Origin of the sequence: Desulfovibrio sp. JY, from assembly GCA_021730285.1 — a bacterium.
Taxonomy (GTDB): domain Bacteria; phylum Desulfobacterota; class Desulfovibrionia; order Desulfovibrionales; family Desulfovibrionaceae; genus Solidesulfovibrio.
The window spans coordinates 510,635-526,057 of the sequence record CP082962.1; the positions used below are offsets into that span (position 1 = coordinate 510,635).

Consider the following 15,423-nt stretch of genomic DNA (forward strand, 5'->3'; position numbering starts at 1 on the left):
GCCATGACCAAGCATACCAAACGTCCGCTTTTTGATCCCGCCATTGTTCGCCAGGCCGGCCTCGACTGCCTGCGCAAGCTGTCTCCGGCCCGGCAGGCGCGCAACCCCGTCATGTTCACGGTCTATGTCGGCAGCATCCTGACCACGATCCTGGCCGTCCAAGCGGCACTTGGCCACGGTGAGGCCACGGTCGGCTTCGTGGCCGGCATCGCCGCCTGGCTGTGGGCCACCGTGCTCTTCGCCAACTTCGCCGAAGCCATGGCCGAGGGTCGGGGAAAGGCCCAAGCCGCCGCCTTGCGCGGACTGCGCCGGGACGTAACCGCCAAAAAGCTCGCATCACCACAGCGCGACGCTGCCGTGGCCGAAGTCCCGGCCAGTTCTCTGCACCGAGGGGACGTATTTCTCGTCGAAGCCGGCGACACCATTCCCTCCGACGGCGAGATCGTGGAGGGGATCGCCTCGGTGGACGAGTCCGCCATCACCGGCGAATCCGCCCCGGTCATCCGCGAGGCTGGCGGCGACCGCAGCGCCGTTACCGGCGGCACGCGCCTGCTTTCGGACTGGTTGATAGTCAAGGTGGCGGCCGACGCCGGCGAGACCTTCCTCGACCGCATGATTTCCCTGGTGGAGGGCGCAAAGCGCCGCAAGACCCCAAACGAGATCGCGCTGAACATCCTGCTCGCCTCCTTGACGCTGATCTTCCTCGTGGTCTGCGTGACGCTACGCCCCATGTCGGCCTACGCCGTGGCTGCCGCCGGGCAGGGGCAGGCCGTGACCATCACCGCCCTGGCCGCATTGTTTGTGTGCCTGGCTCCGACCACCATCGGCGGCCTTCTTTCGGCAATCGGCATCGCCGGCATGGACCGGCTCATCCAGGCCGGGGTCATCGCCACCTCGGGGAGGGCCGTGGAGGCTGCTGGCGACGTGGACGTGTTGCTGCTCGACAAGACCGGCACCATTACCCTGGGCAACCGCCAGGCAACCGCCTTCCTGGCGGCCAAAGGCATAGACGAACGCCAATTGGCGGAAGTGGCCCAACTTGCCTCCCTGGCCGACGAGACGCCGGAGGGTCGGTCCATCGTGGTGCTAGCCAAGGAGCGCTTCGGCATTCGCGGCCATGACCTGGAAGCCCTGGGCGCGACCTTCGTACCGTTTACAGCCCAAACGCGTCTGTCCGGCGTCGATCTGTTGGGACGCAGCATCCGCAAGGGCGCGGCCGACGCGGTGAAGGCCCTGGCCGAAGCTGCGGGCAACCGGATACCCGAAGAAGTTGAGCGCGCCATTCACGAAGTAGCCAAATCCGGCGGCACGCCGCTGGTGGTGGCTGAAAACGGCAAGCCGCTTGGCGTCGTTTGGCTGAAAGACATCGTCAAGGGCGGCATCCACGAACGCTTCGCCGAGCTTCGGGCCATGGGCATCAAGACCATCATGGTCACCGGCGACAACCCGCTCACCGCCGCGGCCATCGCAGCCGAGGCGGGGGTGGACGACTTCCTGGCCGAAGCCACGCCCGAGGCCAAGCTCGCCCGTATCCGCCAGTACCAGGCCGAGGGCAAGATGGTGGCCATGACCGGCGACGGCACCAACGACGCCCCGGCCCTGGCCCAGGCCGATGTGGGCGTAGCCATGAATTCCGGCACCCAGGCCGCCAAGGAAGCGGGCAACATGGTGGACCTCGACTCCAACCCCACAAAACTTCTGGAGGTCGTGGCCATCGGCAAGCAGCTGCTCATGACGCGCGGGTCGCTGACCACCTTTTCCATCGCCAACGATATCGCCAAGTACTTCGCCATCATCCCGGCCGTGTTCATCGGCATCTACCCGCAGCTCGCCCTGCTCAATGTCATGGGGCTGGCCACGCCGAAATCCGCCGTGCTCGCGGCCGTCATCTTCAACGCCCTCATCATCGTCTTTCTCATCCCCCTGGCGCTTAAGGGGGTCAAATACGTGCCGGCCCCGGCCGTGGTCGCCTTGCGGCGAAACCTCCTTGTCTACGGCCTGGGCGGACTGGTCGTGCCGTTTGTCGGCATCAAGTGCATCGACATGCTTATCGCCGCCCTGGGCTGGGCTTAAAAGGAGCCTCCTATGTTCGTTGAACTCGGAAAACAGTTGAAGACATCCTGCCTGATGTTTCTGTGGCTAAGCGTTTTGACAGGGCTGCTCTATCCCTTGGCCGTCACGGCACTCGGCACGGGACTTTTCCCGAAACAAGCCATGGGGTCCCTGATCAAACGGCAGGATGCCGTCATGGGTTGCGCCCTGCTCGGACAACCCTTCACGTCCGACCGCTATTTCCACGGACGCCCCTCGGCCACGTCGCCCCATCCCTACAATGCCGCCGCCTCGTCGGGCTCCAACCTGGCCCAGACCAATCCGGCCCTGCGGCAGGCCGTCAGGGAACAAGCCGCCATGCAGGCAAGGGACAACCCCGACGCGCCGGTCCCCATGGACCTGGTCACGACCTCGGCAAGTGGGCTTGATCCCGACATCAGTCCGGAAGCCGCCTCCTACCAGATTACACGGGTGGCCAAGGCGCGAGACCTGCCCAGGCAGACCGTCGCCGATCTGGTCGCCCGGCACACCGAAGGCCGTCTCTTTGGATTTTGGGGGGAACCGCGCGTCAACGTGCTGCGCCTCAATTTGGCGCTGGATGCCCTGAGCCCCGCGCAGTAGGAAGGAATCATGCACGACGAGGACAACCGCCCCGATCCGGATGCCTTGCTGGCCATGGTGCAGCGCGAAGAGGAGAGCAAGCGGCGCGGCCAGTTGCGCATCTTCCTCGGCATGGCCCCGGGGGTCGGCAAGACCTACGCCATGCTGGAAGCGGCGCGCCTCAAGATGACCGAAGGCGTCGAACTCCTGGTCGGCATCGTGGAGACCCACGGACGCCAGGACACCGAGGCCCTGCTCTACGGCATGTCCATCCTGCCGCGCCAGCGCATCGACTACCGGGGCCACACCCTGGAGGAGTTCGACCTCAACACGGCCCTGGCCAGGCGCCCGTCGCTTATCCTGGTGGACGAACTGGCCCATACCAACGCCCCGGGCTGCCGCCACCCGAAACGATGGCAGGATGTCGAGGAGTTGCTCGAACATGGCCTCGACGTCTGGACGACCCTCAATGTGCAGCACCTGGAGAGCTTAAACGACATTGTCGCCCAGATAACCGGCGTTCGCGTGCGCGAAACCGTTCCCGACGCCGTGCTGGCCAAGGCCCAGTCCGTCATCCTCGTCGACCTGCCGCCCGAAGATCTGCGCCAACGCCTGACAGAGGGAAAAGTCTACCTGCCCAGACAAGCCGAGTGGGCCGGGGAAAACTTCTTCAGGTCAGGCAACCTGAACGCCCTTCGCGAACTGGCCCTGCGCCAGACCGCCAACCGGGTGGGCACCGAGGTGCTCGTCTACCGCCGGGGACATGCTATTGAAACCACTTGGCCCACGGCGGAACGCATTTTGGTGTGCGTCGGGCCTTCCCCGTACTCGGCCACCCTGGTGCGCTCGGCAAAACGTCTGGCCGACGGGCTTCACGCCGATTGGCACGCGCTGTTCATCCAGAAAAGTCCCGAAGGAACTCCCACCAGCCGGGCCATGGCCAACCTACGTCTGGCCCAGGAACTGGGCGCGCAGACCCATGTCCTGACCGGGGCCGACGTGGCCCGGCTCATCGTCGGCTTCGCCCGGCAGCACAACGTGACCCGCATCGTCATCGGCAAGCCCCTGCGCCGCAGCATCCTGGATTGGTTCCGGGGAAGTCCGGTGGACCGGTTGGTGCGCGAAAGCGGCGAAATCGACGTGCACGTCATCAAGGGACAGGACCCGCGCCTTTCGCAACCCCGTATCCAACATCTGCCTGCCCCCAAAAAACGGTGGCAAGGCTTTCTGACGGCCGGCGGCATCGTCGCGGCATGCACGGCGGCCTGCTTCGGCATGTACCCGCATCTCGAACTGGCGAACCTGATCATGGTCTATCTGGTCGGCGTGGTGGCGGCCTCGGTCTGGTTGTCGCGGCCGGCCTCCATCCTGGCCTCGTTTCTCAGCGTCCTGGCCTTTGATTTCTGTTTCGTGCCGCCCCGCTTCAGCTTCTCGGTGTCCGACGTGTCCTATCTGGTCACCTTTGCCGTCATGTTCCTGGTGGCCATGGTGCAAAGCGGCATGGCCTCGCGCATCAAGACCCAGGCCGACAGCGCCGTCCAATTGGAACGCCAGGCCTCGGAGTTGAGCGATTTCTCGCGCAATCTGGCCATGACCCGCAAAGCGGCCAACCTCCTGCGCGTGGCCCGGGAACATATCGCGAGCATCTTCGGCTGCACGGCGTTCGCCCTCCTGCCGGGCGACGACGGCAAGTTGGAAAACGCCTTCGTCGCCGAGGCGCACGAGGCGCTGGCCGACAAGGACGTGGGGGTTGCTCAATGGGTCTTTGACAATGGCAAGCCGGCGGGCCTGTCCACCCAGACACTGGCCGAAGCCGACGCCCTGTACCTGCCCTTGGCCGGGACCGAGGCCGTACTCGGTGTCATGGGCCTGCGCCCCGATGATCCAGGAGCGGCTGACGCCTTGGAACTTCCCGACCGCCGCCGACTGCTCGACGCCGTGGTGCGCCAGACGGCCCTGGCTCTGGACGTGGACCGGTTGGAAGAGCGGGCCAAGACGACGCTGGTCGAAGCGGAACGGGAAAAGTTGCGGGCAGCGCTGCTCTCCACCGTGACCCACGATTTCAAGACGCCCCTTTCCGCCATTGCAGGTTCGGCCGAGAGCCTTATGGTCCTCGGCGAGGCCGCCACGGCCGAGGTGCGCCGTTCCCTGGAGGAGAACATCGCCCAGGAAGCCTCACGCCTGGAACGCTTGGTGGACAACCTGTTGCGCATCGCCGCCCTGGAATCCGGGTCCGTCGTGCCGGACATCAAGCCGATTCCCCTCGAGGATGTGGTGGGCAGCGCCCTGGCCCGTCTCGACGCGACGCTGTCCGGCCATGCGGTGCGCCTGGACATCCCCGGCAACTTGCCTCCCATCCCCATGGACGAGGTGCTTATGGAGCAGGTGCTCATCAATCTGCTGGAAAACGCGGCCAAGCACACCCCGCCGGGGACGGAAATCCTTGTTTCCGCTGCTATTCGCGGCCAGAAGGCCGTTATCGAAGTCCGCGACGCCGGCCCGGGTCTACCGCCGGGCGATCCTGAAAAACTCTTCGAACGGTTTCAGCGCGGCGACAGGGTCAGCTCCTCCGGGTACGGACTGGGCCTGGCCATCTGCCGCGCCGTGGTCAAGGCGCATGGCGGCTCCATCACGGCCGACCGAAACAGCCCATCCGGGGCCGCGTTCACCGTCATCCTTCCCCTGTATGCGAACGAATAAGAAAACCATCCTCATCGTTGACGACGAGCCACCCATCCGCCGCTTCCTGACGCCGTTTCTGGAGGCCGAGGGCTACGCCGTCATCGAGGCTGGCTTGGGCCGCGAGGCCCTTTCCCTAATCGCGTCCCATGAACCGGACGTCATCCTCCTCGACCTGGGGCTGCCCGACATGGATGGGGAGGAGCTGTTGCGCGCCCTGCCCATGTGGGTCCGGGCCAAGGTCATAGTCCTGTCCGTTCGCTCAAGGGAGCGGGACAAAGTGACGGCCTTGGACCTCGGCGCATCCGACTACCTCACCAAGCCTTTCAGCCTAGCGGAATTGGCCGCGCGAATCCGGGTTTGCCTTCGGCGCGGGGGCGATGACGGGGAGTCGCCACCCACTCGCTACGTGTTCGGGGATTTATGGATCGATATGGAAGCCCATACGGCGGGCCTTGCGGCACAAGACCTCCACCTAACCCCGACGGAGTTCAAGTTGCTGGCCTACTTGGCCCGTCATGCCGGCAAGGTTGTCACCCATGGGCAATTGCTCAAGGCGGTCTGGGGCAAACAAAGCCAGGGACAGGAGCATTACGTGCGCATCCACATCCATAAGCTGCGACAGAAAATCGAGCAGGATCCTGCCCGCCCGCGCTATCTCCGGACGGAAACCGGCATTGGCTATCGGTTTACAGATGGATAGCGAAGACCATTTGGGATTCTGCTTGCTGTGGCCTCGCAGAACTACTGACCTGCCCGGGCCTTTTCGGACCATCTGAAACTTTAGAAGGTCGTTCTCGACGATGAAGAGGGGAGAGACCCAACGGTTGACCACCGACATTTGTGGAACCGACCCCCTGAACAACAAAAATGGGGTCGCTAGCATTTTTTTCAACTATCTATAATTACAAGATAAATACTTACACAAGGAGAGGATTTTAACCTCCGACCCTCTGGACCCCATGGGCCGGGCACCTGATCTGCGAGTTGAAATCATTGGATATTTTTAGGAAATGATAACATTTTTCCGACATACCCTGCCTGGCGACGAAGGGAAACGGTTCTCCAGATGTTATCCAGATTGCAGCGTTATCCATGGGGGAATTTGTGCAAAAATAGTTCGCAAGGATTTCACAAACTCCTCAGTATATAGCCAGCTATGTACCATCACTGATCTTGCGGAGTAACAGTCCATATCCGTTTTAACGGAAGCTCGGCCTTCAAATCTGCATCGAGTTTTTCATACGTTGAGAATAACTGCTCAAGTAATTCCTTCTGCGACCAAAGCCTTACTCGGAAGAAACTTGCGGCGAGTTCCTTTTGTACATTTGGCTTGAAACCTCCCCAAGACACGAAGAGTCCCTCCGTGGCTCCGAACTTGGTGACAGCTCCCAGCAACTTGTCGACGGTCGGCCGGTCGGTAGGCGTCGAACCAGACTTCACCTCGACGCAAAGCCGTGGCTGGCCAAATCCATGAGGACCGGCCCCGGCAAGAATATCAGCTCCGCCATCGGCCCCTTCCGGGCTGCGATAGGTCGTGTACCCCTGGGCTTCCAGAACAGCCTCGACAAGCCGCGTCAGGTCATGGCCCTTGAATTTCGCCTCGATGGCGCGGGCAATTTGGTCTCGTGCAAGCTCCTCAAGGTCCGCCGGACCTTCGGCGACACCCTCTTCATCCGTTGCCGTCGGCTGTACGGTCGCGGCCCGCAAGGACTCCGGCTGCCAATTATTGGCGCGCATGGCGTTGATGCGGGCTTCGGCGTCGTTGCGCTGCACCCGGCAAATCGTCATGAACGCACCGAAGGTGTAGAGGATGTCCTGACTGAAGCTCGACCGGGGAATAGCCTCGCCAACCCATTTCACCGATCGCCAATGGTAATACGGGTTCGGACCTTCTGGTTCAAAATGGTAATCGCTAACGACTTCACCGATGTAGATCACCCGTTGGGATTTGAAAGGAACTGCAACAAGATCGCCTTGCTTGATTTCATGGGCAAAAGGCCAAACTTGGCTCGCCCAGTTCTGGATCGTCCTGGGTTTGGCATCAGGATAGATACGCCCCATGAGATCAATAAGTTCCTTTCGCTCATGCAACTTGCTGAGATCGGCATCAAGTCCATCCCATGTTACGTAAACACGATTTTCCTGAACAAACTTTTGTTCGTATTCACCGTGGGAGCCTGCACGAACCAACCAAATTGCCATAGTATCCCTCTATTGTACATTTGCCTTGAAGCCTCCCTAAGACACGAAGAGTCTCTCTGTGGCTCCGAGCTTGGTGACCATTCCAAGCAACTAGCCTCTATTTTAAAATAATCATATTAACACCTGTTCGACCAATTGTAGAGGTATCAACTAGAACAACTGGAAGACCGACTCGTTCCAAGAACTTAGAAGTCCAGTCACGATGATCTTTATTCCGGAAGTTTTCTCTTTCATAAAAAAAGCCAACATAATATATCGCCCTGACAGTGTTGTAAAAACCAGCCTTCTTCAAACTATATATTTTTTATAATCCTTAGCCATACCGCCCAGACATGCTCCTCGACAACGGTCTACTTTTGTTTCAACCATCAAGTACTTATTCTTTGCGCATCGGGGCTTCCTTATAGCAAAATCAACTCTAGCATACATTTTTTCTATGGCTGCATTTTTTCTCACCGAATAAGTTTCTTCTCTTTTAACCTCCACCGTATTATTGTCGATTAAATACCTATAGAGCTCCATCTGAAGCCATCCTTCCCAGTCATTTATATTACGAGCTCGTAAAAACGAAAGCATTTTCCGCATAGACCTATTTTAAAAAAAATTATAGAAAACATCTTTTACAAACTGAGAATCTCTATCCATTATAATTATGCTCCTTTAAGCATGGAACCATCATTGGCATTGAAGAGTAACAGTCCATATCCGCTTTAACGGGAGCTCAGCCTTCAAATCTGCATCGAGTTTTTCGTACGCCGAGAATAACTGCTCAAGCAATTCCTTCTGCGACCAAAGTCTTACTTGAAAGAAACTCGCGACCAGTTCCTTTTGTACATTTGGCTTAAAACCGCCCCCAAGAGACGAAGAGTCCTGCAGCGGCTCAGAACTTACAATCAGGCAACCACATAGTGGCTATGTCAACTACAACACAGCAACTCACGCCACAATTCACAGAAAACTAGAAGACAATATATTTTCTTATAATTTTTCTATGAAGGACTATGCCTAACAAATCCCCTTTTCACCCAAAGGACAACCAACCCTAACAGGTATAGTACCGCTGGCACTAAAATGATTCGAAGCACTCCTATCATTATCTTATTTTTTATTGCATCTCTCCATTTTTTGACTTCATGAGGATAATTATTTATCATATTTAGGAGTTCAGTTTTTGCTATAGAATTCTTTAATTTATTACAGTCCAATACAAGTATTTTCAGTATATTTTCTTCTGACATGTTTTTTGGAAAATCGAGATTTGGCGGCTCTACACTTATACCTTCTTTCTTATTTCTTTCCATGTCTGCAGCAACAAAAAAAACAATATCCACTTCACGAAGAATATCTTCCAGGCGTGGCCGCTTCAATTCAACAGCAGAGTTATATGCTGCATATGAAATAAACAATGCATAGCCAACGGAAACAACAAGCCACAACCGTTGCCAACCATTAAGGTTTTTCATTATTCCTCAAACACCCTTCTAAGCATGCCATTTGGTTAGCTTCACTGACAAACCCTCGACATGACAGCTAGTAAGCCTTAAAGTATTACGCATCTACTTATCACAATACCCGGTATCGCGCCCCTCTCCTCTCCCCGGTCTGCACGACCCGCCCGCTCTCCTTAAGCTCCCGTATGGCCATGTTCCACTCGTAGACTGACAGGCCGAGGGCTTCGGCAAGCTGGGCACGCGAGTACTCCTGGCCGGGCTGCATCTGGACCAGGATCGCCCCTGGGATGTCGCCATTTGCCGCACGGGGCTTTCCAACCTGCGGCGTCGGCTGCTCGACCAGACTGCCCTGTACGGCCGCCGTAGGCGTCTCAACAGGGCCAGGACGCGGCGTAATGGGCCTAGGCGGCTGGTCGGTATGCGTGGCCGCCACTCGCGTCGGGGACAGCGCTGGCCGGGTCTGTCGGCTGACGGGAAGGCACGTGACGCCCAAGGCATCGCAGAGCGTCGCTTCGAGAAGTCGGGATTGATTGGTCTGGTTGGTGGCGAGATGAATTTCCAACTTGTCACAGATGGTCATAAGCTCGTCGACTTTGGCCACGATGCGATGTTGTTCTGCAAGGGGGGGTAACGGTATTAAAACTGAATTAAGTATGTTAAGATTGATATTTTTCTGGGCAGTTGCAGGAGCAAATTCAAGCAAATCAGCCTTTGCCGTTCGCACGAAGTACTCAAAATACCTCGCGTTGTCATAAACTCGAGCAGGAATAAACCCTACAACACTATCTGGAAAACATGCGTCAAAAGAAAGTATTCCACTGTCGGCGATATTCGCAGCTATAGTTATACATAGAGTTCCGGCGGGCCATTTCGCGCTTTGGGCAAGACCAATTTCGTTATACTTGCTTGTATATGTCTTTATAACACCGTTCGATCTTGCCACATCCCCCGTCTGAATAAAATAATGAGTTCCGCCATCAAAAAGCACTGCATCATTCCGAGGTCTATGTTTAGACTTTCCCCTGCCGAACATTCCAAGCTCAGGAAATCTCGCCCAAGACCATCCTATCGGAAGCTGAAAAGGACCATTTTTTTCATCAGTAGTACCTTCTAAATCAACTTTTAATAATTTTCTTGAGCTAATTAACTTAACTTTCTCTAAGTGAATTTTCTTCAACAACTCCGAAGCAGGCTCATCATTCGGGTCTTGCGGCACCAACTTCCCACGCACCGCCAAGTTGAGAATGGTTTGCCGAAGTTCCTTCACATGCTCGGGACGGGTCGCAAGGCGCGGCAGGTGGCGTAGGTGAAACCGCACGTTTTCACGAAATTCCTCGCCGTTGCCCACCCCCTCGGGCTGCCCGATGCGTTTCAGCGAGGCAGAGGCAAGCCTGTCCCGCCGGTTCTCCCGCTTTGCCTGGGAGGCCTCCAGCCGGTCACAAAGAGCCATAAGCTCATCAACTTTGGTGACAATGCGGTGTTGTTCGGCGAGGGGAGGAAGAGGAAAAGGAGATTTTGAAAAATATTCAGTTGAAACACGCTTTTGCCCAGCAGTACCGGTCATCTTTGGTATGCCAGCCATAATGAATTGCGGACTTTTCAAAAAGATCAAAACATAATCAGGAATCACCAAGAGAGGTCGAACCACATGAAGTTCAGTAGTCCCTGCGCCGAATCCCCCAGGAAGGTTGCAAAAGACTGTCGACTTACCATTTTCAAAGCAAGGAGTAATCTTTGCAAGGGCAACATCACCTTCTGCAAAGTGAGTAAATCCTGTTTTAATGTCGCTCCATAATTTTACTTCAATACCGTGTCGAGCACCATACTCTGAGGGTATGAGCTTCATCGGGACAAACGCGACCTCAATTTTCCCTTCGAGGTTATTTCTTGGACTAATCACACCAATTTCAGACAACTGGCTCCATTCCCACCCATGCGGCAGATCAAATGGGATATCATCATCCTGCAACTCGTTTGTTGAGCTAACCCTCTTAATGCGTCCATTCTTAAAAAGCCTACTTTTCTCAATGTGGATTTTCTTCAGTAGCTCCGAAGCAGGCTCATCATTCGGGTCTTGTTCCACCAACTTCCCACGGACAGCGAGATCAAGAATGAACTTCCGCAACCTGGAAACAGCATCAGGAGCTTCGGCGATTCGGTCGAAGTATTCAAGCAGACGGGCGGCATTCATCGAAGCAATGCCTCCGCCAGGATACCTTTCAGCTGATCCCGAAGTTGGGCGGTTTCCTGCTCGGACTGCTCCAACTTGGCAAGAAGCTCTTCGGGGTCGCCAAGGTCATCTTCTTCGGTATGGGGATTCTTGAAATCGAGGTTGTAGCTACGGGCCTTGACCTCATCGACCGAGACCTTCCAGGCAACCTCGTTTTCCTCGCGGTTGTCCCACCAGTCTCGGCATCCCTGGAGATGCTCGAACCGAATCGGCCGGGTCATCGAGTAGGCCTTCTGGCCCTCGGGAACACGGTGCTCGTAGAACCAGATATCCTTGGTCGGTTCGCCCTTAACGAAAAAGAGCAGGTTGGTGCCGATACTGGCGTATGGCTTGAACACGCTGTTCGGCAACCGCACGATCGTGTGGAGGTTGCACTCCTCCAGGAGGTGTTCCTTCAGCCGCGCCTTGACGCCCTCGCCGAAAAGGGTGCCGTCAGGAAGAACCACGGCGGCCCGACCACCTGGCTTGAGCAGCCGGATGATCAAGGCCAGAAACAAGTCGGCTGTCTCTTTGGTCTGAAAATGCTTCGGGAAGTTCGACTCGATGCCGTCTTCCTCGCGCCCACCGAAAGGAGGATTGGTGACGACGATATCCACCCGGTCACTGGCGCTGTAGCTGATGTAGGGCCGGGCCAGGGTGTTGTCGTGGCGCACGAAACTCGGGTCCTCGATGCCGTGCAGGAGCATGTTGGTCACGCAGAGCATGTGGGGGAGCTGCTTTTTCTCCACGGCACGCAGGGACCGCTGCATGAGCTGCTCGTCCTCCACCCGTTTCACGTACTGGTCGCGCATGTGCCGGATGGAGCAGGTGAGGAAGCCGCCAGTGCCGCAGGCAGGGTCAAGCAGCAGCTCGCCGGGCTTGGGGTCGATTCGGTCCACCATGAAGGCGGTGACGGCCCGAGGCGTATAATACTCGCCGGCATTCCCGGCACTTTGGAGGTCGTTTAGAATCTGCTCGTAGATGTCGCCGAAGTGCTGCCGCTCGGCCAAGTCGTTGAAGTCGACCTGATTGATCTTGTTGATGACCTGCCGCATGAGTTGACCGGACTTCATGTAGTTGTAGGCATCTTCGAAAACTTCGCGAACGACCCGACGTCGACCACCGGAAGCCCCAAGGACCTGAAGGTCCTTAAAGGCCGGAAAGAGTTCACTGTTGACGAAGTTCAGCAATTCATCGCCAGTAATACCCTCAGGATCGGCAGCCCAATTGCGCCATTGGAACTTCTCAGGGATCGGCGACTGATAATCTGTCTTGAGAAGTTCAAGTTCCTGGTCCTGATCATCGAGGATTTTCAGGAAAAACATCCAGCAGAGCTGGGAAATTCGCTGGGCATCACCATCAACGCCAACATCCTGGCGCATGATATCTTGGATGGACTTGACTACGTTGCGGACAGACATTCGTTAAGCAACCTCGTGGTACAATTCGACTTGAAGCTCATGGACAGCTTGCTCGAAGGCCGCACGTGACCCGAACTGCTTGATAAGCTGCATCGGGGTGCCCATGGCATCGAAGGGGGCGATCTTGAGTAAACTCGGGTCGTCAAGGGCAAGGACGCCGGCATCCTGATATTTTTCGAGAAGGGCTTCAAGCACGGCCCTGGCCTGGGGGCCATATTTCGTGAACACATCGCGTTTGCGGACGTTCTCCGCACGTTCGCGCCGCGTCAAGGGCGGCTGATCGAAGGCGACGTGGCAGATAAGATCGAAGGGGTCCAGGTCCTTGTTGACCTCCTCGACCAACGGTTCCAGGGGCAGGCCCTCGTTGGCAAGTTCTTCGAGGATGGCCTGCTTGCGCTCGGCCGTGTTCCATCGCTGCAAGAAGTTCTCGAGGCTGGCGAAGTGCTTTTTCAAGGCCTTCTTCGTGAAATCGCGCAGGCTCTCGGTGATGAGCTTCCCCTGCTCGTCGAGGTATTCGACCCGTTCGGCCACGATGGCGACGGCAACGCCATCCACGTAGATTTTGCGGGGAGGGTCAACAGGACCGTCACCCCCTGGCGGATCGGGATCGACCAGCACGTCCTCATCTTCACCCGGCTCCGGCGGCAGCGGTGTCTCGCCATCATCCGGCGGCGGCACGTCAATCGGAGGATCAACAGGGTCATCCTCGCCGGGCTCGTAAATTTGGACCGGAGCGCCGTCGAAGTCAGGATCGGCGAAGAGGTTGGTCGCACCCCTGAAATCGATGATCGTGAAGTAGTATTTCTTGGTATCCTCGTGGATGCGGGTGCCACGACCGACAATCTGCTTGAACTCGGTCATGGACTTAATTTCCCGCTCAAGCACGATGAGCCGGCAGGTCTGGGCGTCCACTCCGGTCGAGAGAAGACGGGAAGTCGTCACCAGAACGGGATACTTGGACTCGGGGTCGATGAAGTTCCCAAGCTGGGCGCAACCGTCCGTATCTCCGCCAGTAATGCGCATCACATACTTCGGGTTTTCATCACAAAGGTCTTTGTTCTCGTTGACGAGAGCTTGCCGCATACGGGCAGCATGTTCTTGATCAAGGCAGAAGATGATCGTTTTCTGAGATCGATCTCCACTTTCTCGAAGAAAATCTGAAACTTTCTTGGCAATCAGCTTTGTTCTGCCATCTATCACCAAGTTACGGTCAAAATCTTTTTGATTGTAGACCCGATCTTCAATTTCATTACCAAAGATATCGAGCTTCCCCTTTTCAGGACGATATCCTTGAACGTCTCGGTCGATATGGACCTTAACGACTTTATATGGAGCAAGAAAACCGTCTTTAATTCCTTCCTTCAGCGAGTAACTATACACAGGATCGCCGAAGTACTCGATATTCGAGACGTACTTGGTTTCCTTCGGCGTAGCAGTCAAGCCGATCTGGGTGGCTGAAGAAAAATGCTCCAAAATCTCGCGCCATGCAGAATCCTCAGCCGCGCTGCCCCGGTGGCACTCGTCGATGACGATCAGGTCGAAGAACCCGGGCGAGAATTCCCGGTAGAGTTTCTGGCGATCCTCGGGGCCGGTGATGGCCTGATAGAGGCCCAGATAGACCTCGTAGGCGGTGTCGATCCGGCGCTTCTTGTCGATGGCCGTGGGCAGTTCGGTTTCGGTACCGTCGGCGCGCTCGATCGTCTTGGTCCCCGTACTCAGCTTGGCCATGACCGAACCGAACGGGCGAAAGTCGTTGACCATGGTCTGGTCGATGAGCACGTTCCGGTCGGCCAAAAATAGGATGCGTTTTTTGCAGCCGGCCTTCCACAGCCGCCAGATGATCTGGAAGGCGGTGTAGGTCTTGCCGGTGCCGGTCGCCATGACCAGGAGGATGCGGTCTTGCCCCTTAGCGATGGCCTCAACGGCGGCGTTGACGGCATTGACCTGATAGTACCTCGGGGTCTTGCCGCTGCCGTCATCAAAATAATCCTGGAGGACGATTCGCTCGGCGTCAGGGGTGATCCCCTTCCAGCGCCGATAGATATCCCAAAGCTCGGCAGGTGCGGGGAAGGCATCCAGCCTCAGATTTACTTCCTTCTCGGGGCGAAGGCCTGTCTTGTCATGAAAAACGAACCCGTCGCCGTTCGAGGAGAAGACGAAGGGGATGCCGAGTGTTTCGGCGTATTCGAGGGCTTGCTGCACCCCGTCGCCAACGCAGTGGTTGTTGTCCTTGGCCTCGATAATAGCGATGGGGATGTTCGGCTTATAATAGAGGATGTAGTCGGCGCGTTTTCCTTTTCCCCTGGAAACAAGTTTTCCTCGAACGATGATGCGACCTTTGGTGAAGCTCACTTCCTCTCGAACTTGAAGCATTTTGTCCCAACCAGCCTTGACCAAGGCCGGGGTGATGAACTTCGTACAAACATCACGTTCGCTCAGGGATTTCTTGTCCATGCAGAACTTCGCCTTTACGCATCCGCGTTCTATAATAACATTCGACTTAGCGAGATAAAAAACCTCTCAAACTGAAATCAAAGCCCCTTTCCTGACCATCTTTATCAGGAAAGGACAAGACCAAGAGCACCAGTACGCCGAAACAGTATTAACTATCCAATTTCCTCGATATTTCGCAAGGAAAACCGTAACCCACCAAATTGATGCCCTTTTCATCTACCAGAGCAACTCCTGACAAACACTGCCGGCCGACGCCATCCGTCCCAGGGCTGCCCCAAGCCCCTGCCCCGGACAGCCCCCAGGCGCGCGACCACCTCCCCGCCCTGGGTCGTTCCCAAGGGACCAGGGCAAA

The 15,423-nt window shown here is 56.8% G+C and carries 10 protein-coding genes; 4 read left to right on the forward strand and 6 right to left on the reverse strand.

The window, feature by feature from the left end; all coding sequences use genetic code 11:
• The first annotated feature begins 3 nt into the window (after positions 1 to 3).
• From kdpB to K9F62_02210, 4 genes are read left to right on the forward strand one after another with little or no spacing between them, the layout of a single operon-like run.
• Complete coding sequence (gene kdpB / locus K9F62_02195) at positions 4 to 2,073, forward strand: potassium-transporting ATPase subunit KdpB (GenBank protein ID UJX41533.1); 2,070 nt, start codon at positions 4 to 6, stop codon at positions 2,071 to 2,073.
• Positions 2,074 to 2,085: 12 nt separating this feature from the next.
• The gene (gene kdpC, locus K9F62_02200; protein ID UJX41534.1) at positions 2,086 to 2,673 is read left to right on the forward strand and encodes a potassium-transporting ATPase subunit KdpC; all 588 of its coding nucleotides are present in this window, start codon (positions 2,086 to 2,088) and stop codon (positions 2,671 to 2,673) included.
• 9 nt (positions 2,674 to 2,682) lie between these two features.
• On the forward strand, positions 2,683 to 5,352 hold the full coding sequence (locus tag K9F62_02205; GenBank protein ID UJX41535.1) for a sensor histidine kinase KdpD: 2,670 nt from the start codon (positions 2,683 to 2,685) through the stop codon (positions 5,350 to 5,352).
• Positions 5,339 to 6,034 carry a response regulator transcription factor gene (locus K9F62_02210; protein UJX41536.1) on the forward strand — a complete coding sequence of 232 codons (696 nt, stop codon included), beginning with the start codon at positions 5,339 to 5,341 and terminating at the stop codon, positions 6,032 to 6,034. The genes K9F62_02205 and K9F62_02210 overlap by 14 nt, the downstream gene beginning before the upstream one ends.
• Before the next feature lie 464 nt (positions 6,035 to 6,498).
• Here K9F62_02210 and K9F62_02215 read toward each other — a convergent pair whose 3' ends face one another.
• From K9F62_02215 to K9F62_02240, 6 genes are all read right to left on the reverse strand, one after another.
• Complete coding sequence (locus K9F62_02215; GenBank protein ID UJX41537.1) at positions 6,499 to 7,536, reverse strand: restriction endonuclease; 1,038 nt, start codon at positions 7,534 to 7,536, stop codon at positions 6,499 to 6,501.
• Between the two features lie 288 nt (positions 7,537 to 7,824).
• Positions 7,825 to 8,058 carry a hypothetical protein gene (locus K9F62_02220; protein ID UJX41538.1) on the reverse strand — a complete coding sequence of 78 codons (234 nt, stop codon included), beginning with the start codon at positions 8,056 to 8,058 and terminating at the stop codon, positions 7,825 to 7,827.
• 467 nt (positions 8,059 to 8,525) lie between these two features.
• Complete coding sequence (locus tag K9F62_02225; protein UJX41539.1) at positions 8,526 to 8,999, reverse strand: hypothetical protein; 474 nt, start codon at positions 8,997 to 8,999, stop codon at positions 8,526 to 8,528.
• A 100-nt stretch (positions 9,000 to 9,099) separates the two neighbouring features.
• On the reverse strand, positions 9,100 to 11,178 hold the full coding sequence (locus K9F62_02230; protein ID UJX41540.1) for a restriction endonuclease subunit S: 2,079 nt from the start codon (positions 11,176 to 11,178) through the stop codon (positions 9,100 to 9,102).
• Positions 11,175 to 12,617 carry a type I restriction-modification system subunit M gene (locus tag K9F62_02235; GenBank protein ID UJX41541.1) on the reverse strand — a complete coding sequence of 481 codons (1,443 nt, stop codon included), beginning with the start codon at positions 12,615 to 12,617 and terminating at the stop codon, positions 11,175 to 11,177. The genes K9F62_02230 and K9F62_02235 overlap by 4 nt, the downstream gene beginning before the upstream one ends.
• A 3-nt stretch (positions 12,618 to 12,620) precedes the next feature.
• Positions 12,621 to 15,071 (reverse strand): DEAD/DEAH box helicase family protein, encoded by a 2,451-nt coding sequence (locus K9F62_02240; GenBank protein ID UJX41542.1) that lies wholly within the window; start codon positions 15,069 to 15,071, stop codon positions 12,621 to 12,623.
• Between the last annotated feature and the right edge of the window lie 352 nt (positions 15,072 to 15,423).

Coding starts and splice junctions, on each gene's coding strand:
- kdpC (UJX41534.1), top strand. CDS start 2,086: ATGTTCGTTGAACTCGGAAAACAGTTGAAGACATCCTGCCTGATGTTT.
- kdpB (UJX41533.1), top strand. CDS start 4: ATGACCAAGCATACCAAACGTCCGCTTTTTGATCCCGCCATTGTTCGC.
- K9F62_02235 (UJX41541.1), bottom strand. CDS start 12,617: ATGTCTGTCCGCAACGTAGTCAAGTCCATCCAAGATATCATGCGCCAG.
- K9F62_02220 (UJX41538.1), bottom strand. CDS start 8,058: ATGGAGCTCTATAGGTATTTAATCGACAATAATACGGTGGAGGTTAAA.
- K9F62_02230 (UJX41540.1), bottom strand. CDS start 11,178: ATGAATGCCGCCCGTCTGCTTGAATACTTCGACCGAATCGCCGAAGCT.
- K9F62_02205 (UJX41535.1), top strand. CDS start 2,683: ATGCACGACGAGGACAACCGCCCCGATCCGGATGCCTTGCTGGCCATG.
- K9F62_02215 (UJX41537.1), bottom strand. CDS start 7,536: ATGGCAATTTGGTTGGTTCGTGCAGGCTCCCACGGTGAATACGAACAA.
- K9F62_02240 (UJX41542.1), bottom strand. CDS start 15,071: ATGGACAAGAAATCCCTGAGCGAACGTGATGTTTGTACGAAGTTCATC.
- K9F62_02210 (UJX41536.1), top strand. CDS start 5,339: ATGCGAACGAATAAGAAAACCATCCTCATCGTTGACGACGAGCCACCC.
- K9F62_02225 (UJX41539.1), bottom strand. CDS start 8,999: ATGAAAAACCTTAATGGTTGGCAACGGTTGTGGCTTGTTGTTTCCGTT.